Consider the following 23,208-nt stretch of genomic DNA (forward strand, 5'->3'; position numbering starts at 1 on the left):
GCACGATTCTACGCCGGTGCTACAGGCTGTCGAGGAACCCGCGCACGGCCGGGCCGAAACGGTCGAAGTCGACCAGGAAGGCGTCGTGCCCCTGCGGCGAGGGCAACGGCAGGAAGCGTGCGTCGGCGCCCCCGGCGGCCAGGCCTTCGGCGATCTCGCGCTGTTGCTGCAGGGGAAACAGGATGTCGGTCTCGGCGCCGATCGCCAGCGCCTTTTCCACCCGGATCGACGCCAGGCCGGCACGGGTGTCGCCTTCGCCGTCGCCGCAGCGCTCTCCGCAGTAGTCGCCCAGGTCGAACCAGTCCATCGAGCGGCTCAGGTAGAGGTAGCAGTTTGGGTCGAACCGGCGCACGAAACGGCGCGCGTGGCCTTCGAGGTAGCTCTCGACTTCGAACTCCAGCCCGAACGGCTCGTCTTCGGCGCGGTCGGAGTCCAGCCGCACCCGGCCGAAGCGGCCGTCCCACTCCAGCGCCGAGCGGTAGGTGATGACGCCGAGCTTGCGCGCCATCCGCATGCCCGATTCGGGGTATTGGTCGTCGTCGTACCGGCCGTTGTTCCAGTTCGGATCGAGCCGGATCGCCTCGCGCTGCAGCGAGCGGATCGCGATCGAGAACGGCAGCGCCTTGGCCGCCCCCGAAATGTTGACGTGGGCGCGGGCGATGCGCGGGTGGCGGGCCAGCATCGCCAGCGCCACCATGCCGCCCATCGAATTGCCGACCACGCAGGCGAGGCGCTCGATCCCGAGTGCGCGCACGACATGCGCCGCGGCTTCGGCACCGTCCTCGATGGACAGCTCCGGAAAGTCGAGCCGGTAGGCCTCGCCCGTCAACGGGTTGATCGACGCGGGCCCCGCGGAGCCCTTGCAGCTGCCCAGCGCGTTGGTGCAGATGACGAACCAGCGGTCGCTGTCGATCGGCTTGCCGGCGCCGACCATGGCCTCCCACCAGCCGGCCTCCGGATCGGCTTCGCTGGCGGCGGCATGGGCGTCGGGCGAGAGGCCGGTGACGATCAGCACCGCGTTGTCCCGCCCCGGGTTGAGCGTGCCCCAGGTCTCGTAGGCGATGCGGGCGCCGTGGAGTTCACCGCCGCGCCGCATCGGAAACGGCGAGGGCAGGTCGATGAAGCGCGTGCCGGGCGGGATGAATTCGGTCATGCGGGTGGGCAGTCCTTTGTCGAAACGGGCAGCACGTCCTCTTATTCGATCACACGGTCGACCATCAGCGCAGCCGAGGCCTGCGGACCGGTGTCGACCACCACCGGGACGGATTCGAAGTCACCGGCCTGCGCGGTGGCGTCACCACTGGCGGACACGCGCGCGGTGAGTTCGACGCGATCGAGCTGCGAGAGCTTCGTGGTGGGCATCAGGCTGTCGGCGTCGGTCAGCGTCACGGTCAGGGGGAAGCCTGCCGGTTGCAGTTTCTCCACCGCGACCGGCATCGGCGGGCCGTCGGGGCGCCGGGCGATCACGAACACGCTTGCGCCATCGGGATAGCGCATGGCCAGCTGCGGGTCGAGCGAGACGCTGACGGTGATGGCCACCGCGGACGCCCCGGCCGTTGGCGGCGGGGCCAGCGTTTCCATGCCGGCGTCGGCGCGGGCCAGGTTGACCTGGTCGCGCAGGCTGGTCGCGGTGGCGGCATCGACCATGCCCAGCAGCGGCTCCCAGGTACGGACCGCTTCGGCCGCCTGGCCGGCCTGCCGCTGTGCGATCCCCAGGAACCAGCGCGCACGCTGGTGGCGCGGGTCGACCGCGACGGCGTGCTCCAGCATCGCCACCGCCTCGGCATCGAAGCGACGTTCCGGATGGATCCGGGCGCGCGCTTCGGCAGCCTCGGCGAGCAGGGCCGGGTCGTCCGGCGCAAGCAGGAGGGCGCGGCCGTAGGCCTGGCGTGCGTCATCCCCCCGGCCCTCGGCGACGTAGGCCCGCGCCAGCAGGCGCCAGCCTTCCACCTGGTTGGGGTCGCGCTCGAGTTCGGCCTGCAATTGGACGATGGCGTCGGCCAGCGTTTCCGGGGCACGGCGCTGCACCTCGTCGAGCGCGCGGGGCGTGCCGACCAGGACGTACAGCAGGGCCGTGACGAGGGCCAGGCTCGCCACGACGCCGGCACCGGCCAACGGGCGCGTACGCCACACCGGCCGCAACACCCACGTCAGCACCAGTACGACCAGCACGATGCTGGCGATCACGAACACGGTCATCACCACTCCTGGTCGTCATCGACGGCCGCGGCCGCCTGCGGTCCCGCGCGCCGGCGCACGATGCGGGCGACCACGAAGCCGCCGACCAGCAGCAGCACCGCCGGCCCGAACCACAACAGCCAGGTGGTCGGTTCCATCCGCGGGCGGTACAGCACGAACTCGCCGTACCGGGCCACCAGGTACTGCTTGACCTCGGCGTCGGACTTGCCCTGCCGCATCAGATCCAGCACCTCGTTGCGCAGGTCCTGCGCGATCTGCGCGTGGGAATCGGCCAGCGACTGGTTCTGGCATTTCACGCAGCGCAGTTCCTCGGTCAACGCATGGAAGCGCTCGGCTTCGGCCGGACTGCTGAAGCGCGGCGGCGCGGCCGGATCGCCAGCCTGTCCGGACGCGGCGAGCGGCAGCGCGCAGACCAGCGCCAGCACCAACGCCAGCAGCCAGTGACGGGTCATCCCTCCACCTCGACCAGCGCGGGGATCAGCTCGTCACGGATGGTGTCCTCGCTCATCGGGCCGACGTGCTTCCAGCGGATCACGCCCGCGGCGTCGACCAGGAAGGTTTCCGGCGCGCCGTAGATGCCCCAGTCGATCGCCTTCTCGCCGGTGTAGTCGGTCAGCACCAGCCAGTAGGGGTTGCCGAACTGCTCCAGCCAGCGCAGTGCGTCGGCGTGCTCGTCCTTGAGGTTGTAGCCGATCACGCGGATGCGCTTGGTCTCGGCGAACTTCGTCAGCACCGGGTGCTCCACGCGGCACTCCGGACACCAGCTGCCCCAGACGTTGAGCAGGTAGGGTTCGCCGAGCAGTTCCCGCGACGACACCAGCCGCCCGGCCTCGTGCAGCACCGGCAGCTCGAACGCGGGCGCCGGCTTGCCGATCAGCGGCGAGGGCAGCGCCTCGCGGTTGCCGTCGCGGCTGAGGATCACCCCCGCCAGCAGCAACGCGGCGAGCAGGCCGAACACGACCAGCGGCAGCCAGCGGGCGGTGGATTTCTGTCCGGTCATTGCGGGGTCCTCCTCGGGATCTCGCCGCCGCGGCCATCGTCGCGGCGGAAGCGGCGGTCGGCCGCGGCGACCAGACCGCCCAGCGTCATCAGGATCGCGCCGGCCCAGATCCAGCGCACGAACGGCTTGATATGGACGCGGATCGCCCACGCGCCGTCGCCGAGCGGCTCGCCCAGCGCGACATACAGGTCGCGGGTCACGCCGCGTTCGATCGCCGCCTCGGTCATCACCTGGCCGCCGCTGGCATAGGCGCGCTTTTCCGGATGCATGGTCGCGATCGGCGCGCCGCCGTCGAACACCTGCACCGTGCCGAGGTCGGCCTCGTAGTTGGGGCCGACGCGGTGGCTGACGCCCTCGAAACGGAAGCCGTAGCCGCCCAGCTCCACCGTCTGCCCCGGCTTGACCGCGAGTTCCTTCTGCACGTTGAGTCCTTCGACCAGCAACGCGCCGACCAGGAACACCGCGACGCCGAAATGGGCGAGCGTCATGCCGAGCATTTCGGGGGTGAAGCGGTTGCCGCTGTTGCTGAAGCGCGACCAGACGAAGCGCAGGGTGCCCGCGCCCACCCACAGCGCGCCGAACACGCCGGCCGCCACCTTCCACGCCCCCTGCGGCGCGAGGAAGAACGCCACCAGGCCGCCGGCGAGCGCCAGCCCGGCCCATGGCAGCAGCATCGCCAGCGGCCGCGACGGCTGCTCACGCTGCCAGCGGGTGACCGGACCGAACGGCAGCAGCAGCACCAGCGGCGCCATCAACAGGGTGAACAGCAACGCGAAATAGGGCGGGCCGACCGAGATCTTGCCCAGCTCCAGTGCATCGGCCAGCAGCGGGTAGAGCGTGCCGAGCAGCACCATCGCGCAGGCGGTCGACAGCAGCAGGTTGTTGGCCAGCAGCAGGGTCTCGCGCGAACTCGCCTCGAAGAGCTTGCCGTTCTCGTCGCCCGGCGCGCGCAGCGCGTACAACACCAGCGAGCCGCCGATCACGATGCCCAGGAAGATCAGGATGAACAGTCCGCGCGTCGGGTCGGCGGCGAACGCGTGCACGCTGGTCAACACGCCGGAACGGACCAGGAAGGTGCCCAGCAGCGACAGCGAGAACGTAGCGATCGCCAGCAGCAGGGTCCAGCCGCGGAAGCTGCCGCGTTTCTCGGTCACCGCCTGCGAGTGCAGCAGCGCCGCGCCGGCCAGCCACGGCATGAAGCTGGCGTTCTCGACCGGGTCCCAGAACCACCAGCCGCCCCAGCCGAGCTCGTAATACGCCCACCACGAACCCAGTGCGATGCCGAGCGTCAGGAAGGCCCACGCGATGTTGGTCCACGGCCGCGTCCAGCGCAGCCAGCGCGCATCCACGTGGCCGTCGAGCAGCGCCGCGATCGCGAACGCGAACGGCACCGAGAACCCCACGTAGCCGAAGTACAGCATCGGCGGGTGGATGATCATTCCCGGATCCTGCAGCAGCGGGTTGAGGTCGCGGCCCTCCACCGCCGCCGGCAGCAGCCGGTCGAACGGGTTACTGGTGAAGATCAGGAACGCCAGGAAGCCCACGCTGACCACGCCCATCACGCCCAGCACCCGGGCGATCACCGGCGCCGGCAGGCGTTGCGAAAAACGCGCCACCGCCGCCGTCCACAGCGCCAGCACCAGCGCCCACAGCAGCAACGAGCCCTCGTGCGAACCCCAGACCGCGGTGTAGCGGTAGACCATCGGCAGCAGCGAGTTGGAGTTCTCGGCGACGTAGCGCACCGAGAAATCCTGGACGACGAACGCCCCGGTCAGGATCACGAACGCCAACCCGACCAGCACCAGCTGCGCGTAGGCGGCCGGCCGTGCAATCGCCATCCACGGCGGCAGGTTGCGATGGGCGCCCACCAGCGGCAGCGCCGCCTGCAGCGAGGCGACCAGCAGGGCGAGGACCAGGGCGACCTGGCCGAGTTCGGGCAGCATCAGTCGGTCGACCCGGTGTTGCCGGGGGACGGCGCGTCCACGTCGTGCTTCCGGTGGGCCTGGCCCATTTTGTCGGCGACTTCCTTGGGCATGTAGGTCTCGTCGTGCTTGGCCAGCACTTCCTCGGCGACGAAACGGTCGCCGTCCATGCGCCCGGTCGCGACCACGGCCTGGTTCTCGCGGAACAGGTCGGGAAGGATGCCGGTGTAGGTGACCGGCATCAGCGCATCGCCGTCGGTGACCTGGAAGCGCGACTCCAGCGTGCCCTCCACCCGCTGCAACGAGCCCTCGGCGACCATGCCGCCGAGCCGGAAACGGGCCTGGCCGGACTTCACCTCGGAGCCGGCCTCGCCGCTGATCACCTCGGCGGGCGTGTACAGGTAGGCGACGTTGCGTTGCAGGGCCATCGCCACCAGCGTCGCGGCGATGGCGGCGGCGACCACCAGGGCAAGCACCCAGAGCAGTCGGCGTCGGCGGACAGGATTCATCGGGTCAACTCGTTCGATGCGGAAGTCTGATCGGGTGCGGCGGCGATGCGCGCGGCGGCCTGACGGGCGGCGCGGCGGCGCGCGGCGCGCAGTTCGCGACGGATCTGCAGGCGCGGGGAAACGAAGTCCCAGCCGAGCACCAGCACGAAGACGACGTAAGCGGCAATGACGTAGCCGAGATAGCTCATCGACCACCTCCCGCCAGCCCGGCGACCCACGCCTTGCCGCTCTCGCGGCGCAGGTTGTCGGCGCGGGCGCGGGCGAGCAGGGCGCCGACGAACCACAGCTTGGTGCCGATCAGCATCCACACCAGCGGCTGGACCATCGACGGGTCCATGCTCGACTCGCCGAACACGCGGATCGTCTGGCCCTGGTGCAGCGAGTTCCACCACACCACCGAGTAGCGGATCACCGGCAGCAGCACCACGCCGACGATCGCCAGCAGCCCGGCGGCGCGCGCGGCGGCGCGGCGGTCGTCGATCGCGTTGTAAAGACCAATGACGCCCAGGTACAGGAACAGCAGGATCAGCTCGGTGGTCAGGCGCGGGTCCCAGTCCCACCAGGTGCCCCACATCGGCTTGCCCCAGATCGAACCGGTCAGCAGCGTGATCAGGGTGAAGCCGGCGCCGATCGGCGCGCAGGCCATGGCGAGGATCTCGCACAGCTTGATCCGCCAGATGAGCGCAATGGCCGCGTAGAACGCCATCAGGCCGAACACGAACATGCTCATCCACGCGCTGGGCACGTGGATGTAGAGGATCCGGAAGCTGTCGCCCTGCTGGTAGTCGGCCGGCACCACGAACAGCGCGCCGTAGCCGCCCCACAGCATCACCAGCAGGCCCAGCCCGTAGGCCCACGGCGCCCAGCGGGCGGCGAAGCGGTCGAAGTAGGGCGGTGAACCGAGTTTGTGGAACCAGCGAATCAGTGGATTCATCGTTTCAGCGTCCGCTCCCGGCGGTGGAGCAGGCTCCGTCATCGTGGCGGCGAGTCTGGTGACCGTGGCTCCGGCGCACCTTGACCCGCCTCGGATGGGCGCCTGTTCAGTTGCTCAGTTCAGTGCGATACGGATCGCCGCGGCGGCCGCGAGCGGCGCGAGCACCAGCGACAGCGCCAGTCCGGCGCCAAGCAGGAGCAACGCACCGGCCGGATCCAGTCCCTGGGCCGAGGCAGCCACGCTGCCGGCCCCGAACACCAGCACGGGCACGTACAAGGGCAACGCAAGCAAGGCCACAAGTATACCGGAGCGCCTCATCCCGACGGTCAGTGCGGCCACCACCGCCCCCAGGAGGCTCAGCAGCGGAGTACCGAGCGCCAGCGAGGCCAGCAGCACGGGCAATTGACCGCGCGGCAGGTGCATCAGTTCCGCCAGGAAGGGCGAAGCCAGCAGCAACGGCAACGCCGTGGTGGCCCAGTGCATGAACGTACGCACACCGACCAGCCAGGCCAGCGGCACCGGGGCCAGCATCCATTGCTCCAGCGAGCCGTCCTCGGAATCCCCGCGGAACAGCGTGTCCAGCGCCAGCAGGCCCGACAGCAGCACGGCCACCCACAGCACGGCCGGGGCGACCCCCGCCAGCACCTTCGCCTCGCCGCCGAGCGCCAGCGCGAACAGCACGACCACCAGCAGCGCGAACAGCGCCGGCTGCAGCGCGTCGCCGCGTCGGCGCCAGAGCAGGCGCAGGTCGCGGACCATCAGCGCCTTGGCGGCCCCGGCAAGCCCCGGAAGCGGTGCCGACGCCTTCATGCGGCCTGCTCCACGGGCGGGCGGCCGATCACCAGCAACCGTGTGCGCACCGGTGGCGCGGCGTAGGCGCCGTGGGTGGTCACCAGCGCCGCACCGCCTTCGCGCAGGTGTGCCTGGACCATGCGGTTGACCAGTTCGATGCCGCCCAGGTCGAGGTTGGCGTAGGGTTCGTCGAGCAGCCACAGCGGCGCCGGCGACAGCCACAGCCGGGCGAGCGAAAGGCGCTTCTTCTGGCCGGCCGACAGCTGGCGGGCGAGAGCATCCTCGTACCCCGCCAGACCCACGATCGCGAGGGCGTGTTCGGGCAACTGGCCACGGCGGCGACCCTGCAGCCCGCACAGGAACTCGAGGTTCTCCAGAGCGCTGAGGTCGGCCTTCAGGCCCGGCAGGTGGCCGAGATAGGCGATCGCCCGTGCCCGGCGGGCCGGTCCCGCGGCGCCGCCGTCGATCTCGATCTCGCCGCCCTCGGCGCGAAGCAGGCCGGCCAGCACGCGCAGCAGGGTGGTCTTGCCGGCACCATTGTCGCCCTGCACCAGCAGTGCCTCGCCGGCGTCGACGCTGAAGTCCAGCGGGCCGAAGACCGGTTCGTCGTTGCGGGCAAAGTGCAGGCCGCGGGCCTGGAGCAGCGGCGGGGCGGGGCGATCCATGGAAGTCATTCGGCGGGTGCAGCGGACCTGCGGCGGCGGGGAGTGGCCGTCGGGGCGTGATGGTACAGGGGGCGGGGCAGCGTGGCCCTAGGCGCGGACGAACTCGTCGGCCCAGCCGGCCCAGTCGATATGACGGGCGACCGGCTCGGCCAGACCCGCCGGCTGCGGGCAGCCCGTCAGCATCTTCAGCCGGACCGGGGTGCCGCACCGCCAGCTCAGCACCCCGGCCTGACCGAACGCCTGCGCCAGGCGCTCGACCAGCGGGTCGTGCGCATCGGCGAGCAGCCAGCCCGGTTCGCGCCACTGGCCGTCGGGGCTTTGCGCGCACGCCGCGAGCCGCGCGATGCCGGCCGCGTCGAGTTCGGCGACGAGCAGCCCGTCCGCGGTGCGATTGGCCTCGTCCGAATGCGGCTGCGACGCCGGGTTCCACGCCGTCAGGAACGCGTAGCTGCGGGCCGGCCAGTACGCTTCGAGGTCGGCCGCCGGCTGCCCGACCCGGAGCGGCACCGTGTCGCCGTCCAGCGCGACCGAATACACCGCGCTGGCGTAGGCGCAAGCCAGTTCGACCGCATCGACGACACGATAGGTACGCATGACCGGAGTTTCGAGCGGGCGACGGGTGGATGCAACCGGCGTGCCCCGCCGCTCCAGGCAATGGAGTGCACCCGGATTTCGTAGACTCTGGCGCCCCCTTGCCGGTCCGTTCCCGATGACGCCTCGCCTGGATACCAAGCTGCCGAAGGTCGGCACCACGATCTTCACCGTGATGTCGCAACTCGCCGCCGAGCACGGCGCCGTCAACCTCGGCCAGGGATTCCCCGATTTCGACGTCCCGCCGCGGCTGGTCGAGGCGCTGGCACAGGCGATGCGCGCAGGACACAACCAGTACGCGCCGATGACCGGCCTGCCGGCCCTGCGCGAGGCGATCGCGGCCAAGACAGAGCGCTGCTACGGACACCGGCCCGACCCGGGCACGGAGATCACCGTGACCTCCGGCGCCAGCGAGGCGATCCTCGACGCCGTCCACGCGGTGGTGCGTCCGGGCGACGAGGTGATCGTGCTCGACCCCTGCTACGACTGCTACGAGCCGGCGATCGAGCTGGCCGGCGGCGTGCCGGTGCATGTGCCGCTGGACCCGCGGACCTTCGCGCCGGACTGGGAGCTCATCCGCCGGGCGGTCACGCCGCGGACGCGGATGCTGATGACCAACACCCCGCACAACCCGTCCGGGGCGATGTTCGACGCCGAGGACATCCGCCAGCTCATCGAGTTGCTGCGTGGCACCGCGATCGTGCTGCTCTCGGACGAGGTCTACGAGCACATCGTCTACGACGGCCGCCGGCACGAATCGGCCCTGCGTTATCCGGAACTGCGCGAGCGCGCGTTCGTGGTGTCCAGTTTCGGCAAGACCTACCACTGCACCGGCTGGAAGGTCGGCTACTGCGTGGCCCCGCCGGCGCTCAGCGCCGAATTCCGCAAGGTCCACCAGTACAACACCTTCTGCACGTTCACCCCGGCCCAGGCGGCGTTCGCCGAGATGATCGAGGCCGAGCCGGAGCACTACGAGCAGCTCGGCGCCTTCTACCAGCCCAAGCGCGACCGGTTCCGCGAGCAGCTGCTGACCACCCGGCTCAAACCGCTGCCGGTGCCGGGCGGCTATTTCCAGCTGGTCGACTACTCGGCCATCAGCGACCTCGACGACGCCGGGTTCTGCCGCTGGCTGGCAATCGAGCACGGCGTGGTGGCGATCCCGCTGTCGCCGTTCTACGGCACCCCGCCGGCGGGCCAGCGCCTCGCCCGCCTGTGCTTCGCCAAGAACGAGGCGACCCTGGACGCCGCGATCAAGCGCCTGCAGCGGCTCTAGAACGGTCCCAGCCCCGTCCGTCCAACGTTTTGTAGGGGCGACGTGAGTCGCGAACCACTGACCTGTGGGGCGACATCGATCAACGCGGAGCGGCGATCGCGCGCCCGCTGCACCACGTTGATCGCCGCGAAGAACGATATGTCAGTGGTTCGCGACTCACGTCGCTCCTACCACCACCCCTTCACCACCATTCGCCCACCTTCCCTTCGCTAAAGTGCCGGAAATCCCCGCGGGCCTATCCATGAACAACCTCCGCATCTCCCTCGTCCAGGGCGCCACCATCTGGCACGATCCGGCCGCCAACCGCGAGTACTACGGCGATCTCATCGCGCCGCTGCACGACACCACCGACCTTGTGATCCTGCCCGAGACCTTCACCAGCGGCTTCTCCAACGAGGCGCTCGATACCGCCGAGACCATGGACGGCACCACCGTCGCCTGGATGCGCGAGCAGGCCGCCCGGCTCGGCGCCGCGATCACCGGCAGCGTGCAGATCCGCGAGGGCGACGGGGTCTTCAACCGGCTGCTGTTCGTCACCCCCGATGGCGGCGTGGCCCACTACGACAAGCGCCACCTGTTCCGGTATGCCCACGAACACGAGCGCTACGCCGCCGGTCGCGCCCGCATGACGGTGGAGTGGAAGCACTGGCGGATCTGTCCGCTGGTCTGCTACGACCTGCGTTTCCCGGTGTTCTCGCGCAACCGCTTCGACGTGGAGCGCCCCGGCGAACTCGATTACGACCTGGCCATCTACGTCGCCAACTGGCCGGCCGCGCGCGACCACGCCTGGAAAACCCTGCTGCGCGCCCGTGCGATCGAGAACCTGTGTTACGTCGCCGGCCTCAACCGCGTCGGTACCGACGGCAACGGCATCCGCTATACCGGCGACAGCGCGGTAATCGATTACGTGGGCCACCCCGTCAGCGAGTGCACCGACATGGAGGTGGTCACCACCAGCACGCTGCTGGGCTCGGAACTCGCCCGCCACCGGCAGAAGTTCCCGGCGATGCTCGACGGCGACCGCTTCGAGCTCGACTGAGCGGCAGCGCCGCCCAGGCCGTGCGTGGCGGGTGATCGCGCCGGTACTGGCGGTCGCGCGTTGCTGGATCTCCGGCGGGCAGGGGCCGAAGCGCTACGTACCGCGTCCGCAGGGAACTGGCGTTCACGGCATTTCGCCGGTCGACGCGGTATCACCATCGCAGTTCCCGACGGGGTTACCGCCCATGCCATTCAATCGCGTGTACATCGACAACGAACCCGCGCGCGCCGAGGTCGACGCCATGCCGGGGCCGCTGGTCATCGAGTTCGGCACCGCCTGGTGCGGTCACTGCCAGGCCGCGGAACCCTGCCTGCAGGCGGCGCTCGCCGCGCATCCCGACGTCGATCACCTGCGCATCGAGGACGGTCCGGGGCGAAAGCTGGGGCGTTCGTTCAAGGTCAAGCTGTGGCCGACGCTGGTGTTCCTGCGCAAGGGCGAGGAGGTCGCGCGGCTGGTGCGCCCGACCGAACGCGAACCGATCGAGGATGCCCTGGCCCGGATTGATCCGAAGGCGCAGGCATGAACGTCGTGGGTCGCAACCTCCGTTCGAACCGGTTCGTGCTTGTCGCCGCCCTGTCGCTGTCGATCCCGTTGCTGCCGGCCTGCGACCGCGACGATGGGGTCGAGCCGCCGCCGATGCTCACCGAGGGCGCGGAAACGCCGTCCACCACGTCCGATAAGGGCGCGCTGGTGACCCAACGGACGATGACGTCCGACAGCCTGCAGGTGATGTCCGTAGGCGGAGCCGAGCCGTTCGTCGCCGACAGCGACCGCCGCGCGGTCTACATGCTGGCCGGCGACACCGACGGCAGCGGCTGCACCGGCGACTGCCTGGAGCAGTGGGCGCCGGTCTACGGCCCCACCGGCGAGCCGGACCTCGGCGCCGGGCTGGCCCCCGCGCTGGCCGGCGTGGTCATCCGTGCCGAAGGCGGCGAGCAGATGAGCTACAACGGCCACCCGCTGTACCACCACGCCGGCGACGCCATGCGCGGCGACACCACGGGCCACGATGTCCGCGACCAGTGGGGCCACTGGACGCTGCTGACGCCGCAGGGTCAGCCCGTCGGCCAGCCGGTCGGTGCGCTGCGGGACGGAAGTGGCGCATCCGAAATCGGGCGCTGAGCCGAACTTCAGAGTCGCGGCCAATCCTGTTTTCGGATTGGTGCGGTCGGCAGGTCGGTGCCCGTCCGAAAAAGCTCACTGGCTGGATGTCGTCTCTTCAGCCGTCCACGTCCATTGCGAGCCGTTGGTGTTGCCAGCGGTTCCACCGAGAACATCGCCGTCGAGTCTGCCCCGATAGATCACGAACTGGTCATTGAGGCTGAGCCGGAACTCCCCGCCCGACTGCTCCCAGGTGTTGGCCTGTGCGGGATTGGCATTGGCGTCCAGCGAGTGTGCTTTGCCGCCGGCATCAAGGCGAATGACAGAGTGGCGCGTGTGTCCGTTGATATCGGACGTGATGATCCAAGTGGTGCCGGCGAGCGACCGACTCACCGGCCCGCTTTCGAGCGGAGTCAGCAATTCGGGAGCAATCCCCGGTTCTTCTCCCTGGACGAACATGGTCACGTCGCTGCTGCGCGCAGCCGAGGCGACGATCTCGTCGGCCGTCATGCCATCGACCTGCTCACGGATTCGCGTGATCGAGGGATTGCGCAGTTCCGGGTTGGCAAGCATCTCCGAAGCGCTTTCAACGCCGGCCAGGTTGAGTTGCAGCATCGCCATGGCCAATGCCATCTGCTCATCGCGATCGAGCTCGCCCATCATCCGCTGGAAACTGCGCTCGGCTGTGCGATCCGAGGAGCCATCAAGTCGCAGTGGCTCGGCGGCCGAGGCAGTGTGTGAAGTGATGGGAGCCGCAATAGCGACGATCGCGGCAAGGACTATTGCAAGGAAAGAAGGCTTCATCGGTGGCTGCCAGGTGAGAACCGGCGCAGCCTACCATCCGCATCCGCATCCGCATCCGCGTCCGCAGTGCCGCCGCTCAGACGATCCCGGTGGCATAGAACACGCCGATGATCACCATCACCGCCAAGGTCTTGATGACGGTGATCGCGAAGATGTCCTTGTAGGCCTGCCGGTGGGTCAGGCCGGTCACCGCCAGCAGGGTGATGACCGCGCCATTGTGGGGCAGGGTGTCCATGCCGCCCGAGGCCATCGCGGCGACCCGGTGCAGCACCTCCATGGGGATGCCGGCGGCGTTGGCGTTGGCGATGAAGGTGTCGGCCATCGCCGCCAGCGCGATGCTCATGCCGCCGGAGGCCGAGCCGGTGATGCCGGCCAGCGCGGTCACGGTGACCGCCTCGTTGACCAGCGGGTTCGGAATCGCCCCGAGCGCGTTGGCGACCATGAGGAAGCCGGGCAGGGCGGCGATGACGGCGCCGAAGCCGTACTCGGAGGCGGTGTTCATCGCCGCCAGCAGCGCGCCGCCGATCGCGCTCTTCGTGCCCTCGGCGAAGGTGGTCATCACCGGTTTCCAGGCAAACGCCAGCACGCTCAGGATGCCGACCAGCAGCGCGCCCTCGACCGCCCAGATGGCGGTCACCGACGACACCTGCTGCACCACCGGCGCGGCATCGCCGATCACCGCCGGGTCGAACGCATGGGTCTCGCCGTAGAAGCGCGGGATCCAGTCGGTGAACAGCTTGTTGGACACGCCCACCAGCACCAGTGGCAGGACCGCGATCGCCGGGTTGGCCAGCCTGCCGCCGGTGAACGGCGCGGGCTCGTTGACCAGCGTGGCGGCGTCGCCGTAGCCCTCGCCTTTGCCGGCCGCCACGCGCCGCCGCCAGTCGAGGTAGGCCAGGCCGACCACTAGGATGAAAATGCCGCCGATCGTGCCCAGCCACGGCGCCGCCCAGGTGTCGGTGCCGAAGAACGTGGTCGGGATGATGTTCTGGATCTGCGGCGTGCCCGGCAGCGCGTCCATGGTGAAGGTGAACGCGCCCAGCGCGATCGTGCCGGGGATCAGCCGCTTGGGGATATCGCTCTGGCGGAACAGTTCGGCGGCAAACGGGTAGACCGCGAACACCACCACGAACAGCGACACGCCGCCGTAGGTCAGCAGCGCGCAGACGATGACGATGGAGAGGATCGCCCGGCCCGCGCCGAACATCCGGATGGTCGCGGCCACGATCGACTTGGATAAACCCGACAGCTCGATGACCTTGCCGAAGATCGCCCCCAGCAGGAACACGGGGAAGTAGTTCTTGAGGAACCCGACCATCTTGTCCATGAACAGGCCGGTGAACATCGGCGCGACCAGCGACGGGTCGGTCAGCAGCACCGCACCCAGCGCGGCGACCGGGGCGAACAGGATCACGCTGTAGCCGCGGTACGCGACGAACATCAGGAACGCCAGCGCCAGCAGCACGATCAGGAACGACATCAGGCCCCATCCCCCGGTTCTTGGTGGCTGGCAGTGTCGGCTTGGGCCGGCGGCCGGGGCATTGTCCGAAGGTACAGCTGCCGGCCGGCGGGGCGGCCCCTAGTCTTGCGTGCAATGGCGGATCGTCCGCCGGTTCGCATCCGTTCCTGGGGAGAGGTTGAGATGGGTCGCAATCGCTTGAATCGCACCACCCTGGCCGTGGCCGTCGCCGGCGCACTGCTGGCACCGGCCGCCTGGGCGCAGGACACCGCGCCGGCGCAGCAGCAGGTCGAGACCGAAGCCAAGGCCACCACGCTGGGCGCGGTCACCGTCACCGCCCGCAAGCGCGAGGAGACCATCCAGGACGTGCCGGTGGCGGTCACCGCGTTTACCGCCGACGCGCTGGACCGGCTCGCGGTCGACGACCTCGGCGGACTCGACGCGCAGGTGCCCAACCTCACCATCTACGCCGCCCGCGGCTCCAGCAGCACCATCACCGCCTACATCCGCGGCGTCGGCCAGTCCGACCCGCTGTGGGGGGTCGACCCGGGCGTTGGCATCTACATGGACGACGTCTACATCGCCCGCCCGCAGGGCGCGCTGCTGGACGTGTTCGACGTGCAGCGGGTCGAGGTACTGCGCGGCCCGCAAGGCACGCTGTACGGCAAGAACACCATCGGCGGCGCGATCAAGTACATATCGAAGGGCCTGCCGCGCGAGACCGAGGGTTTCGCCGAGGTGACCGTCGGCAACTACGACCAGCTCGACGTCAAGGCCGCGGTCGGCGGCCCGATCGCCGGCAACGACTCGGTGCGCGCCCGCGTCGCGGTCGCCAGCCTCAACCGCGACGGCTTCGGCGAGAACGTCCATAACGACCAGCCGGTCAGCGACAAGGAGATCCTCGCCGGCCGCGCCCAGCTCGGCGCGTGGATCAGCGACGACCTCGACGTGCAGTTCGCGTTCGACTGGATGGACGACCAGTCCGGCGTGCGTGGCGCGAAGATGCTGGCGCCGAACCGTTTCGTCCCGGGCTTCGACCCGCTCGACAGCCGCTACGACATCCGCAGCGGCATGCCCAACGTCAACGACACCACCATCAGCGGCGCCTCGGCGACGGTGAACTGGCGCGCGAACGAGGACTGGGCGTTCAAGTACGTCCTGGCCCAGCGTGAGTCCGACACCGAGACCAACATCGACTTCGACACCCTGCCGGCGCAGATCGCCGACGTGAAGGCGTTCTACTCCGACGAGCAGACCAGCCACGAACTGCAGGCCAACTACGATGCCGGCGGCCGCTCGCGCGGCGTGATGGGCATCTACGCGTTCGACGGCGAGGCCGGCGGCCAGGTGCTCAACAACTTCTTCAACCTGCTGTTCGGCGACACCCAGGGCACGGTCTACACCGAGAGCGTGGCGTTCTACGCCGACTGGACCTTCGACCTGACCAACCAGCTCGCCCTCAACGTCGGCGCGCGCTACACCGACGAGGACAAGCGCGCCGACGTACTCAACCGCGGCTATAGCGACGGCACCTACACTACGCCGATCTCTGTCGCGGCCGACTTCGACAAGACCATCAATTTCAAGAACACCTCGCCGAAGATCGCGCTCGACTACCAGGTGACGCCGGACATCATGGTCTACGGCTCGGCCTCACGCGGCTTCAAGTCCGGCGGCTACAACATCCGCGCGCAGGCCACCGCGGTGCCGCGCTCGGCCGAGCCGTTCGACGACGAGGTGGTCGACAGCTTCGAGGTCGGCAGCAAGATGGGCTTCCTCGACCAGACCCTGTTCCTCAACCTGTCGGCGTTCCACAACAGGTACGAGGACATCCAGCTGTCGGTGTTCACCGCCTACGACGGCGATGGCGACGGCACCGAGGAGTCGTTCTTCGGCGACTTCACCAACGCCGGCTCGGGCACGGTCAACGGCGTCGAGGTCGAGTACCAGTGGCTGCCGACCCGCCACTGGCTGGTGTCGGGCAACCTGGCGTGGCTGGACGCGGAGTACGACGAGTTCATGTACGCCGGCGCCAACATCGCCGACGAGCAGGAGTTCACCAACGCGCCGGACTTCTCGGGCGCGCTGAACGTCGAGTACCGCACGCCGCTGGCCAGCGGCGGCAACCTGTCGACCCGCCTCGGTTACAGCTACCAGAGCGACGTGGTGGCGACCACCGAGATCGTCCGCACCGGTGCGCTGCCGATCACCGAGGACGGCTACGGCCTGGTCAACGCCGGCGTCAGCTGGGACAACGGGCCGTGGACGGTGAGCCTGCAGGGCACCAACCTGGCCGACAAGGAGTACCGGACCACCGGTTACAACCTCGACACCGCGCTCGGCGTCATGACCGGTTTCTACGGGCCGCCGCGTCAGTACTCACTGAGCGTGCGCTACGACTTTTGACCGGTGACCCCCGGTCGCGGCGGCGGCGGGCTTCGGCCCGCCGCCGTCGTTCTATCCGCCGCCCGCCGATAGCGGAGCCGGTATCCAACCCGGCTATCCTGCGGCCATGCTGAACTTCACCACCGTCGCGCTTGCCAGCCTCGCGTGGCTCGGGCTGATGTTCGGCGTCGCGCTCTACGCCGAGCGCCGGCCGGCCATCTGGGGCCGCCACTGGCGCCACGTCTACGCGCTGTCGCTGGCGGTGCACTGCACCTCGTGGACGTTCTACGGCACGGTCACCCAGGCCGCGCGCTACGGCTGGCCGCTGCCACCGACCTTCCTCGGCGCGATCCTGCTGTACGCGCTCGCGGTCCGCTTCATGGTCCGGCTGGTGCGGCTGGCGCGCGAGACCAACGCCACCTCCATCGCCGACCTGATCGCGACCCGGCTCGGCAAGGACGCGTGGCTGGCGGCGACGGTGGCCCTGGTCGCCGCGCTCGGGCTGATCCCGTACATCGCGCTGCAGCTCAAGGCGGTGGCGATGAGCTTCGCGATGCTGACCAGCCGCGACGCCAGCGGCGCGGTGGCGCCGGCGTGGCAGGACAGCGCGCTGTACGTGGCGCTGGCGATGGCGGTGTTCGCGATGCTGTTCGGCACCCGCCGGGCCAGCGCGACCGAGCACAACCGCGGCCTGGTGCTGGCGATGGCGGCCGAGTCGGTGTTCAAGCTGGCGGCGATGCTGGCGATCGGCGCGTTCGTCTGGTTTGGACTGGACGGCGGGCTGGATGCGTTGCCGCCGGCCACCACGCCGGTCGGCTCGGCCGCGCCGGCCGGCGGCTTCATGCCGCTGGTGCTGCTCGGCGCGCTGGCGATGTTCATCCTGCCGCACCAGTTCCACATCGGCGTGGTCGAGTGCCGCGACGCGCGCGACGTGCGCACCGCGCGCTGGCAGTTCCCGCTGTACCTGGTGCTGATCGCGCTGCCGGTGCTGCCGCTGGCGACCGCCGGCGCGGCGCTGCTCGGCGACACGGTGCCGTCGGACCTGTACGTGCTCGCGCTGCCGCTGTCGCAGGGGCAGCACGGGCTGGCGCTGTTCGCCTTCCTTGGCGGCCTGAGCGCGGCGACGGGCATGGTGGTGGTCAGCACGCTGACGCTGAGCCTGATGATCGGCAACCACTGGTTCGCGCCGGGGCTGCTGCGCGGCGCCTGGTCGCGCAACGACGGCAGCGACCTGCGCGGCAGCGTGCTGATGCTGCGCCGCGCCGGCATCGTGGTGATCATGCTGATGGCCTGGGCGTACAGCCGGCTGGTGGCGGGCAGCGAGGCGCTGGCGGACGTCGGCGCGGTGTCGTTCTCGGCACTGGCGACGCTGGCGCCGGCGCTGGGCTTTGCGGTGTGGCGGCCGCATACGCCGCCGCGTGCGGCGGTGATCGGCGTGGTGACGGGGTTCGCGGCGTGGGCCTGGGTGTTGCTGTTGCCGACCATGTCGGGACTGCAGGGTGTTGAAGGCGCTTGGGTACGCAGTGGGCCGTTCGGGCTGGCTTGGCTGTCGCCGGACGGGTTGTTCGGACTCACCGGCTGGAGCCGGCTTGGTCGCGCGGTCGGGGCGAGCCTGTTCCTCGGCACGCTGGCGACGGTGCTGGTCGCGGCCTGGCGCCGGGACGCCCCGCAGCGTGCGCGCCGCGGGCTGGACGCGAAGGCGCTGCGTGACGCGGGGCTGCGGTTCCTGCCGCGCGAGCGGGTGGCCGGGCTGCTGGCCGACGTGCCCGCAACCGGTGCGGTGCCGGCGCGGATCGAGTCCGAGGTGGAGCGCGAGCTGGCCGCGGTGCTCGGTTCGGCCTCGGCCCGCGTGTTGCTGGATGCTGCGCGGCGCGAAACCGGTGACCTCGACACCGTCGCCGCGATCGTCGGCGAGGCCTCGGCCGACCTGCGCTTCAACCAGCGCGTGCTCGAGGCCGCGCTGCAGAACATGAGCCAGGGCATCAGCGTGGTCGATGCCGAGTTGCGGCTGGTGGCGTGGAACCGGCGCTACGCCGAACTGTTCGGCTTCCCGGCGGAGCTGCTGCGCGTCGGCCGGCCGATCGCCGACCTGTCGCGCTGGGCGCTGCAGCAACTGCCACCGCGCGGCGACCTGGAGCGCGCACTGCAACGGCGGCTGGCCTTCATGCGCGCCGGCACGCCGCACCTGACCGAGCGGGTGATGGCGGACGGCAGCATCATCGAGATTCGTGGCAACCCGATGCCCGGCGGCGGCTTCGTCGCCACCTTCACCGACGTCACCGCGTTCCGCCGCGCCGAGGCCGGGCTGCTGCAGGCCAACGAGACGCTGGAGCAACGCGTGGTCGCGCGCACCGCCGACCTCGAGGTCGCCAAGCGCCAGGCCGAGCGCGCCAACGACGCCAAGAGCCGCTTCCTCGCCGCGATCGGCCACGACCTGATGCAGCCGCTGCACGCCGCCCAGCTGTTCACCGACTCGCTGTCGGGGCAGCTGGCCGCGCCAGCGCAGCGCGAGGTGCTGGCGCAGATCGGCGGCGCGCTGGATTCTACCGGCGACCTGCTGACCGGCCTGCTCGACATGTCGCGGCTGGAGGCCGGCGGGCTGGTGCCGCAACCGCGTGACTTCCCGCTGGCCGAGGTGCTGGAGCCGCTGGCGTCGGAGTTCGGTGCCATCGCTGCCGCGCGTGGGTTGCGCTTCCATTTCGTCGGCACCTCGGCGTGGGTGCACAGCGACCCGCAACTGCTGCGCCGGGTGCTGCAGAACTTCCTCGCCAACGCCGTGCGCTACACCGCGCGCGGCGGCGTGCTGCTGGGCGTGCGGCGCGACGGCGGCGGCCTGCGGATCGAGGTGCACGACACCGGCCCGGGCATCGACCCGGCGCAGCAGTCGGTGATCTTCGACGAGTTCCGCAGGGGCGACGACGCGCCGGGGCAGGGGCTGGGCCTCGGGCTGTCGATCGCCGACCGCATCGCCCAACTGCTGCGCGCGCCGCTGTCGCTGCGCAGCGCGCCGGGCCGCGGCGCGTGCTTCGCGGTGTCGGTGCCGGTGGTCGCGACGCCGCCGCTGCCGGTCGCGGGCGCCGCCACGCGTGGCGTGGCGGGACTGCGGGTGCTGGTGGTCGACAACGACCCCGACGCGCTGGCCGCGCTGTCGCGGGTGCTCGCCGGCTGGGGCTGCGACGTCGCCGCCGCCGACCGCCGCGCCGGCGCCGTGGCGCGGCTGGCCGAGGCGCCGGCGTCGCTGTGGCTGTTCGACTACCACCTCGACGACGGCGACACCGGCGTCGCCCTCGCCGCCGACCTGGCCGCGCGCCACGGCGCCCAGCCGACCCTGATCCTCAGCGCCGACGGCGGCCACGCCGTGCGCCACGCGGTGCTGGAAGCCGGCCACGCGCTGCTGGCCAAGCCGCTCAAGCCGCTGGCGCTGAAATCGGTGTTGGACCGATTGCTGGCCGGGCGGGGCGTGCGGGTAACAGCGCCGGTGGATGTCACGTCGGCCCCAATGTAGGAGCGGCTTCAGCCGCGATCCGGCAATCGTTCGCCCGCGCCGGTGCCACGATCGCGGCTGAAGCCGCTCCTACAAAAGCCCGGAAGCCCGCGGCGCGCCACCGCCACCCGCACCGTAGGAGCGACGTAAGTCGCGACCCACTGACAATCCAGTCGCGCGTCAAGCAACGCGAACCATCGTTCGCGCGAACGCGGCAACCACGTGTCCGGCCGATGCGAGGCGTTGCCCATTGTCAGTGGGTCGCGACTTACGTCGCTCCTACATGGAGAGCACGAATGCTTCCACGGATCGCTCGTGCCCTCACGCAGACGCGGGCGGGTCTTCAGGCGGCTTGGTATGTCGAAGCGGAAACGCGGGTGCCTAGGAGGACGCCGACGCCTCACCAACCGCATCCACCTGCCGCGCCGGATCACTCAGCTCCAGCTCCCGCAGCACCACCCCGGCCTGCGTACGGTTGCGCACACCGAGGCGCTCGAAGATCGCCGAGAGGTGGGCCTTCACCGTGCGCTCCTGCACGTCCAGCCGGTCGGCGATCTGCTTGTTCAGCAGCCCCTCGGCGACCAGCGTCAGCACGCGGAACTGCTGCGGCGACAGGCTCGCCAACCGCGCGGCGAGGTCGGCGTCGCCGCTGTCGCTGCGGGTGCGGGCGACCGCGGCGCGCAGGGCCGGCGGCAGCCACTGCTCGCAGGCCAGCACCGCGCGGATCGCATCGCGCAATTCGTCCAACCCGGAACTTTTGGGCAGGTAGCCGGCGGCGCCGTGGTCGAGCGCGCGGCGCACCACGCGCGGGTCGTCGTTGGCCGACACCACCACCACGGCGACGCCGGGGTGCTGCGCGCGAATCGCGGCGAGCCCGGCCAGGCCGTGGTTGCCCGGCATGTGCAGGTCGAGCAGGACCAGGTCGATGTCGGCGCCGGATTCGAGGATGCCCAGCGCTTCGTCGAGCGAGCCGGCCTCGCGCACCTGCAGTTCGTCCACCGCGTCGGCCGCGGCGCCGCGCAGGGCGGCCCGGAACAGCGGGTGGTCGTCGGCGATCAGCAGGCTCGGCATGGCGTCGGTCGCGCCCGGCGACGGCGGGCAGGGCAGTGCCACCAGCCTAGCAAGCGGCGCCGGCGCGCGAGCGGTACGAAGGTACGATGGCGACGCCGCCGCGGCTTGCTACCGTCAAGGCATGAACATGCCCAGACTCGCCCTTTCCGTGGCCGCCACCGTCGTGCTCGCCGGTTGCGCGAGCGCCCCGTCGTCCCGCCCGTCGACCGCGATGGCCACGCATTTCGAATCCGTCCACTTCAGCGAACACCGCGGCAGTGACGACCTGCTGACCGCAGGCCTCGGCCTGGGCGGCTTGCGCGCGATGACGCCGCCCGCGTTCGCCGACGCCGCCGCGCCGACCCCGGCCGAGCTGCGCCGGCGCGCGGTCTGGGCCAACTGGCGCGGCATCGCCGACCTCGCCCCGGGCGGTGGCTATGGCGAGCTGTACGGCGGCAGCGTCGCGGCGGTGCCGGGGCGCGAGTTCCACGCGCTGGCCCGGGTGCCGGGCGCGCGCCAGCCGCACCGGGTGGCGGTGCAGGTGCCGGATGCGTTCGACCAGCAGGCGCGCTGTGTGGTGGTCGCGCCGGCGTCGGGTTCGCGCGGCGTGCTCGGCGGCATCGCGGTCGCGGCGCCGTGGGCGTTGCCGAAGGGCTGCGCGGTCGCCTACACCGACAAGGGCGCGGGCACCGACTATTTCGACCTCGACGCCGGCCTCGGCGTGCGCGTCGACGGCACCATCGGCACGCCGGCCGACGGGCTCGCGTTCTTGCCCGAGCCGGCGACCGGCCGCGGCGTCGCGGTCAAGCACGCGCATTCGGGCGACAACCCCGAGGCCGACTGGGGCCGCCACGCGAAGCAGGCCGCCGAGTTCGCGCTGCAGTCGCTCGACCAGGCCTTTCCCAATGCGGCGCCGTTCGCGTTCGACAACACCACGGTGATCGCGGTCGGCATCTCCAACGGCGGCGGCGCGGTGCTGCGCGCGGCCGAGGACGACGGCAGCGACTGGCTCGACGCGGTCGTCGCCGGCGCGCCCAACATCACCGTCGCCGGCGCCCGCCCGCTGTACGACTACACCACCGAGGCCGCGCTGCTGATGCCGTGCGCGCTGCCGGTGCTGGGCATCCCGCCGGTGCCGACCGCCGCCGCGCATTGCGCCGCGCTGGCCGACGCCGGACTGGTCGAGGGCGACACGCTGGAGGCGCAGCAGCGCTCGGCCTACGACACGCTGCGGGCCAGCGGCTGGACCGACGAGGCGCTGCGCACGGGGTCGATCAGCGTCGGCTTCGACCTGTGGCGCGCGGTCGCGGTGACCTACGCATCCGCCTACGGTCGCTATGGTGTCGACGGGCACCCGTGCGGGCATTCGTTCTCCGTGCTTACGCCCGACGGCGCGCCACGTCCGGCCGCCGGTGCCGAGCGCGCCGCGTGGTTCTCCGACGCCAGCGGCATCCCGCCGGGCGCCGGCGTCGGCATCGTTGGCCCCGCGGTCAATCCGGCTGCGCCGTTGGCCGGACTGCAATGCCTGCGCGGGCTGTGGACCGGACAGGGCGCCGACGCCGAACGCGTCCGTGCCGGCATCGAGGCGGTACGTGCCGGGCTGCCACGTGCGGGCCTGCCGGTCACCGTGGTGCACGGCCTCGACGACGGCCTGATCCCGGCGGCGTTCAGCAGCGCCCCGTACGTCGCCGCCGCGCAGGCTGCCGGCCGCGACGTCCACCACTGGCAGGTGCGCAGCGTTCAGCACTTCGACGCCTTCCTCGGCCTGCCGGCCTACGGCGCCCACTACCTGCCGCTGCTGCCGTACGTGTACGAGGCGCTGGACCGGACCTGGGCGCACCTGAGGGAAGGCGCGCCGATGCCGGGCGATGCGGTGATCGCGACGACGCCGCGGGGTGTTGGGAATGCGCTGGAGGCGGCGCACCTGGCGATTCCGGAGTAGGTCCTGCGGATGTTCCGGGCTCTTGTAGGAGCGGCTTCAGCCGCGATCGGATAATCGTC

The 23,208-nt window shown here is 70.6% G+C and carries 21 protein-coding genes; 7 read left to right on the plus strand and 14 right to left on the minus strand.

Annotated elements, in window-relative coordinates; all coding sequences use genetic code 11:
* Nucleotides 1-19: 19 nt before the first annotated feature.
* The 11 genes from metX to U8331_RS07005 all read right to left on the minus strand — a co-directional run bounded on the left by metX (nucleotide 20) and on the right by U8331_RS07005 (nucleotide 8,615).
* Nucleotides 20-1,153, minus strand: a complete 1,134-nt coding sequence (metX, locus tag U8331_RS06955; protein WP_481130348.1) for a homoserine O-acetyltransferase MetX — start codon at nucleotides 1,151-1,153, stop codon at nucleotides 20-22.
* Nucleotides 1,154-1,194: 41 nt separating this feature from the next.
* Nucleotides 1,195-2,199, minus strand: a complete 1,005-nt coding sequence (locus tag U8331_RS06960) for a tetratricopeptide repeat protein (protein ID WP_481130349.1) — start codon at nucleotides 2,197-2,199, stop codon at nucleotides 1,195-1,197.
* Nucleotides 2,199-2,651 (minus strand): cytochrome c-type biogenesis protein, encoded by a 453-nt coding sequence (locus tag U8331_RS06965; RefSeq protein ID WP_481130350.1) that lies wholly within the window; start codon nucleotides 2,649-2,651, stop codon nucleotides 2,199-2,201. Before U8331_RS06965 ends, U8331_RS06960 begins: the two co-directional genes overlap by 1 nt.
* Nucleotides 2,648-3,199 (minus strand): DsbE family thiol:disulfide interchange protein, encoded by a 552-nt coding sequence (locus tag U8331_RS06970; protein WP_481130351.1) that lies wholly within the window; start codon nucleotides 3,197-3,199, stop codon nucleotides 2,648-2,650. The genes U8331_RS06965 and U8331_RS06970 overlap by 4 nt, the downstream gene beginning before the upstream one ends.
* Nucleotides 3,196-5,142 (minus strand): heme lyase CcmF/NrfE family subunit, encoded by a 1,947-nt coding sequence (locus U8331_RS06975; RefSeq protein WP_481130352.1) that lies wholly within the window; start codon nucleotides 5,140-5,142, stop codon nucleotides 3,196-3,198. The genes U8331_RS06970 and U8331_RS06975 overlap by 4 nt, the downstream gene beginning before the upstream one ends.
* Complete coding sequence (gene ccmE / locus U8331_RS06980; RefSeq protein WP_481130353.1) at nucleotides 5,142-5,630, minus strand: cytochrome c maturation protein CcmE; 489 nt, start codon at nucleotides 5,628-5,630, stop codon at nucleotides 5,142-5,144. The genes U8331_RS06975 and ccmE overlap by 1 nt, the downstream gene beginning before the upstream one ends.
* On the minus strand, nucleotides 5,627-5,818 hold the full coding sequence (ccmD, locus tag U8331_RS06985) for a heme exporter protein CcmD (RefSeq protein ID WP_481130354.1): 192 nt from the start codon (nucleotides 5,816-5,818) through the stop codon (nucleotides 5,627-5,629). Before ccmD ends, ccmE begins: the two co-directional genes overlap by 4 nt.
* The gene (ccmC, locus tag U8331_RS06990) at nucleotides 5,815-6,564 is read right to left on the minus strand and encodes a heme ABC transporter permease CcmC (RefSeq protein WP_481130355.1); all 750 of its coding nucleotides are present in this window, start codon (nucleotides 6,562-6,564) and stop codon (nucleotides 5,815-5,817) included. The genes ccmD and ccmC overlap by 4 nt, the downstream gene beginning before the upstream one ends.
* 114 nt (nucleotides 6,565-6,678) lie before the next feature.
* Nucleotides 6,679-7,374: a heme exporter protein CcmB gene (gene ccmB, locus U8331_RS06995; RefSeq protein WP_481130356.1), complete on the minus strand. Its 696-nt coding sequence runs from the start codon at nucleotides 7,372-7,374 to the stop codon at nucleotides 6,679-6,681.
* Entirely contained in the window at nucleotides 7,371-8,030 is a 660-nt protein-coding gene (gene ccmA / locus U8331_RS07000; RefSeq protein ID WP_481130357.1) for a heme ABC exporter ATP-binding protein CcmA, read from the minus strand. The genes ccmB and ccmA overlap by 4 nt, the downstream gene beginning before the upstream one ends.
* Nucleotides 8,031-8,108: 78 nt before the next feature.
* Nucleotides 8,109-8,615 carry a DUF3293 domain-containing protein gene (locus tag U8331_RS07005; protein ID WP_481130358.1) on the minus strand — a complete coding sequence of 169 codons (507 nt, stop codon included), beginning with the start codon at nucleotides 8,613-8,615 and terminating at the stop codon, nucleotides 8,109-8,111.
* Nucleotides 8,616-8,730: 115 nt separating this feature from the next.
* On the opposite strand from U8331_RS07005, the gene U8331_RS07010 reads away from it, so the two are divergent.
* From U8331_RS07010 to U8331_RS07025, 4 genes are all read left to right on the plus strand, one after another.
* The gene (locus U8331_RS07010; RefSeq protein WP_481130359.1) at nucleotides 8,731-9,885 is read left to right on the plus strand and encodes a pyridoxal phosphate-dependent aminotransferase; all 1,155 of its coding nucleotides are present in this window, start codon (nucleotides 8,731-8,733) and stop codon (nucleotides 9,883-9,885) included.
* A gap of 241 nt (nucleotides 9,886-10,126) precedes the next feature.
* The gene (locus tag U8331_RS07015; protein WP_481130360.1) at nucleotides 10,127-10,924 is read left to right on the plus strand and encodes an amidohydrolase; all 798 of its coding nucleotides are present in this window, start codon (nucleotides 10,127-10,129) and stop codon (nucleotides 10,922-10,924) included.
* Nucleotides 10,925-11,108: 184 nt separating this feature from the next.
* Nucleotides 11,109-11,447: a thioredoxin family protein gene (locus U8331_RS07020; protein ID WP_481130361.1), complete on the plus strand. Its 339-nt coding sequence runs from the start codon at nucleotides 11,109-11,111 to the stop codon at nucleotides 11,445-11,447.
* Entirely contained in the window at nucleotides 11,444-12,046 is a 603-nt protein-coding gene (locus U8331_RS07025; RefSeq protein ID WP_481130362.1) for a COG4315 family predicted lipoprotein, read from the plus strand. Before U8331_RS07020 ends, U8331_RS07025 begins: the two co-directional genes overlap by 4 nt.
* 75 nt (nucleotides 12,047-12,121) lie before the next feature.
* Here the strand turns inward: U8331_RS07025 and U8331_RS07030 are convergent, their stop codons facing one another.
* The gene (locus U8331_RS07030) at nucleotides 12,122-12,829 is read right to left on the minus strand and encodes a hypothetical protein (RefSeq protein ID WP_481130363.1); all 708 of its coding nucleotides are present in this window, start codon (nucleotides 12,827-12,829) and stop codon (nucleotides 12,122-12,124) included.
* Nucleotides 12,830-12,905: 76 nt separating this feature from the next.
* On the minus strand, nucleotides 12,906-14,309 hold the full coding sequence (locus U8331_RS07035) for a GntP family permease (RefSeq protein ID WP_481130364.1): 1,404 nt from the start codon (nucleotides 14,307-14,309) through the stop codon (nucleotides 12,906-12,908).
* A gap of 162 nt (nucleotides 14,310-14,471) precedes the next feature.
* Between U8331_RS07035 and U8331_RS07040 the strand changes: the two genes are divergently transcribed.
* Nucleotides 14,472-16,694 carry a TonB-dependent receptor gene (locus tag U8331_RS07040; protein WP_481130365.1) on the plus strand — a complete coding sequence of 741 codons (2,223 nt, stop codon included), beginning with the start codon at nucleotides 14,472-14,474 and terminating at the stop codon, nucleotides 16,692-16,694.
* A gap of 106 nt (nucleotides 16,695-16,800) precedes the next feature.
* Entirely contained in the window at nucleotides 16,801-20,178 is a 3,378-nt protein-coding gene (locus U8331_RS07045) for a hybrid sensor histidine kinase/response regulator (protein ID WP_481130366.1), read from the plus strand.
* 360 nt (nucleotides 20,179-20,538) lie between these two features.
* On the opposite strand, the gene U8331_RS07050 is transcribed toward U8331_RS07045, so the two are convergent.
* The gene (locus U8331_RS07050) at nucleotides 20,539-21,228 is read right to left on the minus strand and encodes a response regulator (RefSeq protein ID WP_481132912.1); all 690 of its coding nucleotides are present in this window, start codon (nucleotides 21,226-21,228) and stop codon (nucleotides 20,539-20,541) included.
* Nucleotides 21,229-21,355: 127 nt separating this feature from the next.
* Between U8331_RS07050 and U8331_RS07055 the strand changes: the two genes are divergently transcribed.
* A complete protein-coding gene (locus tag U8331_RS07055) occupies nucleotides 21,356-23,149 on the plus strand; it encodes a 3-hydroxybutyrate oligomer hydrolase family protein (RefSeq protein ID WP_481130367.1) in 1,794 nt (597 codons plus the stop codon).
* Nucleotides 23,150-23,208: the final 59 nt, after the last annotated feature.

It is taken from the genome of Lysobacter sp. CC-YZS074 (assembly GCF_056739745.1).

Excerpts from the sequence above, each read along its gene's own strand:
- metX (WP_481130348.1), bottom strand. The coding sequence starts at position 1,153 with ATGACCGAATTCATCCCGCCCGGCACGCGCTTCATCGACCTGCCCTCG.
- U8331_RS06960 (WP_481130349.1), bottom strand. The coding sequence starts at position 2,199 with ATGACCGTGTTCGTGATCGCCAGCATCGTGCTGGTCGTACTGGTGCTG.
- U8331_RS06965 (WP_481130350.1), bottom strand. The coding sequence starts at position 2,651 with ATGACCCGTCACTGGCTGCTGGCGTTGGTGCTGGCGCTGGTCTGCGCG.
- U8331_RS06970 (WP_481130351.1), bottom strand. The coding sequence starts at position 3,199 with ATGACCGGACAGAAATCCACCGCCCGCTGGCTGCCGCTGGTCGTGTTC.
- U8331_RS06975 (WP_481130352.1), bottom strand. The coding sequence starts at position 5,142 with ATGCTGCCCGAACTCGGCCAGGTCGCCCTGGTCCTCGCCCTGCTGGTC.
- ccmE (WP_481130353.1), bottom strand. The coding sequence starts at position 5,630 with ATGAATCCTGTCCGCCGACGCCGACTGCTCTGGGTGCTTGCCCTGGTG.
- ccmD (WP_481130354.1), bottom strand. The coding sequence starts at position 5,818 with ATGAGCTATCTCGGCTACGTCATTGCCGCTTACGTCGTCTTCGTGCTG.
- ccmC (WP_481130355.1), bottom strand. The coding sequence starts at position 6,564 with ATGAATCCACTGATTCGCTGGTTCCACAAACTCGGTTCACCGCCCTAC.
- ccmB (WP_481130356.1), bottom strand. The coding sequence starts at position 7,374 with ATGAAGGCGTCGGCACCGCTTCCGGGGCTTGCCGGGGCCGCCAAGGCG.
- ccmA (WP_481130357.1), bottom strand. The coding sequence starts at position 8,030 with ATGACTTCCATGGATCGCCCCGCCCCGCCGCTGCTCCAGGCCCGCGGC.
- U8331_RS07005 (WP_481130358.1), bottom strand. The coding sequence starts at position 8,615 with ATGCGTACCTATCGTGTCGTCGATGCGGTCGAACTGGCTTGCGCCTAC.
- U8331_RS07010 (WP_481130359.1), top strand. The coding sequence starts at position 8,731 with ATGACGCCTCGCCTGGATACCAAGCTGCCGAAGGTCGGCACCACGATC.
- U8331_RS07015 (WP_481130360.1), top strand. The coding sequence starts at position 10,127 with ATGAACAACCTCCGCATCTCCCTCGTCCAGGGCGCCACCATCTGGCAC.
- U8331_RS07020 (WP_481130361.1), top strand. The coding sequence starts at position 11,109 with ATGCCATTCAATCGCGTGTACATCGACAACGAACCCGCGCGCGCCGAG.
- U8331_RS07025 (WP_481130362.1), top strand. The coding sequence starts at position 11,444 with ATGAACGTCGTGGGTCGCAACCTCCGTTCGAACCGGTTCGTGCTTGTC.
- U8331_RS07030 (WP_481130363.1), bottom strand. The coding sequence starts at position 12,829 with ATGAAGCCTTCTTTCCTTGCAATAGTCCTTGCCGCGATCGTCGCTATT.
- U8331_RS07035 (WP_481130364.1), bottom strand. The coding sequence starts at position 14,309 with ATGTCGTTCCTGATCGTGCTGCTGGCGCTGGCGTTCCTGATGTTCGTC.
- U8331_RS07040 (WP_481130365.1), top strand. The coding sequence starts at position 14,472 with ATGGGTCGCAATCGCTTGAATCGCACCACCCTGGCCGTGGCCGTCGCC.
- U8331_RS07045 (WP_481130366.1), top strand. The coding sequence starts at position 16,801 with ATGCTGAACTTCACCACCGTCGCGCTTGCCAGCCTCGCGTGGCTCGGG.
- U8331_RS07050 (WP_481132912.1), bottom strand. The coding sequence starts at position 21,228 with ATGCCGAGCCTGCTGATCGCCGACGACCACCCGCTGTTCCGGGCCGCC.
- U8331_RS07055 (WP_481130367.1), top strand. The coding sequence starts at position 21,356 with ATGCCCAGACTCGCCCTTTCCGTGGCCGCCACCGTCGTGCTCGCCGGT.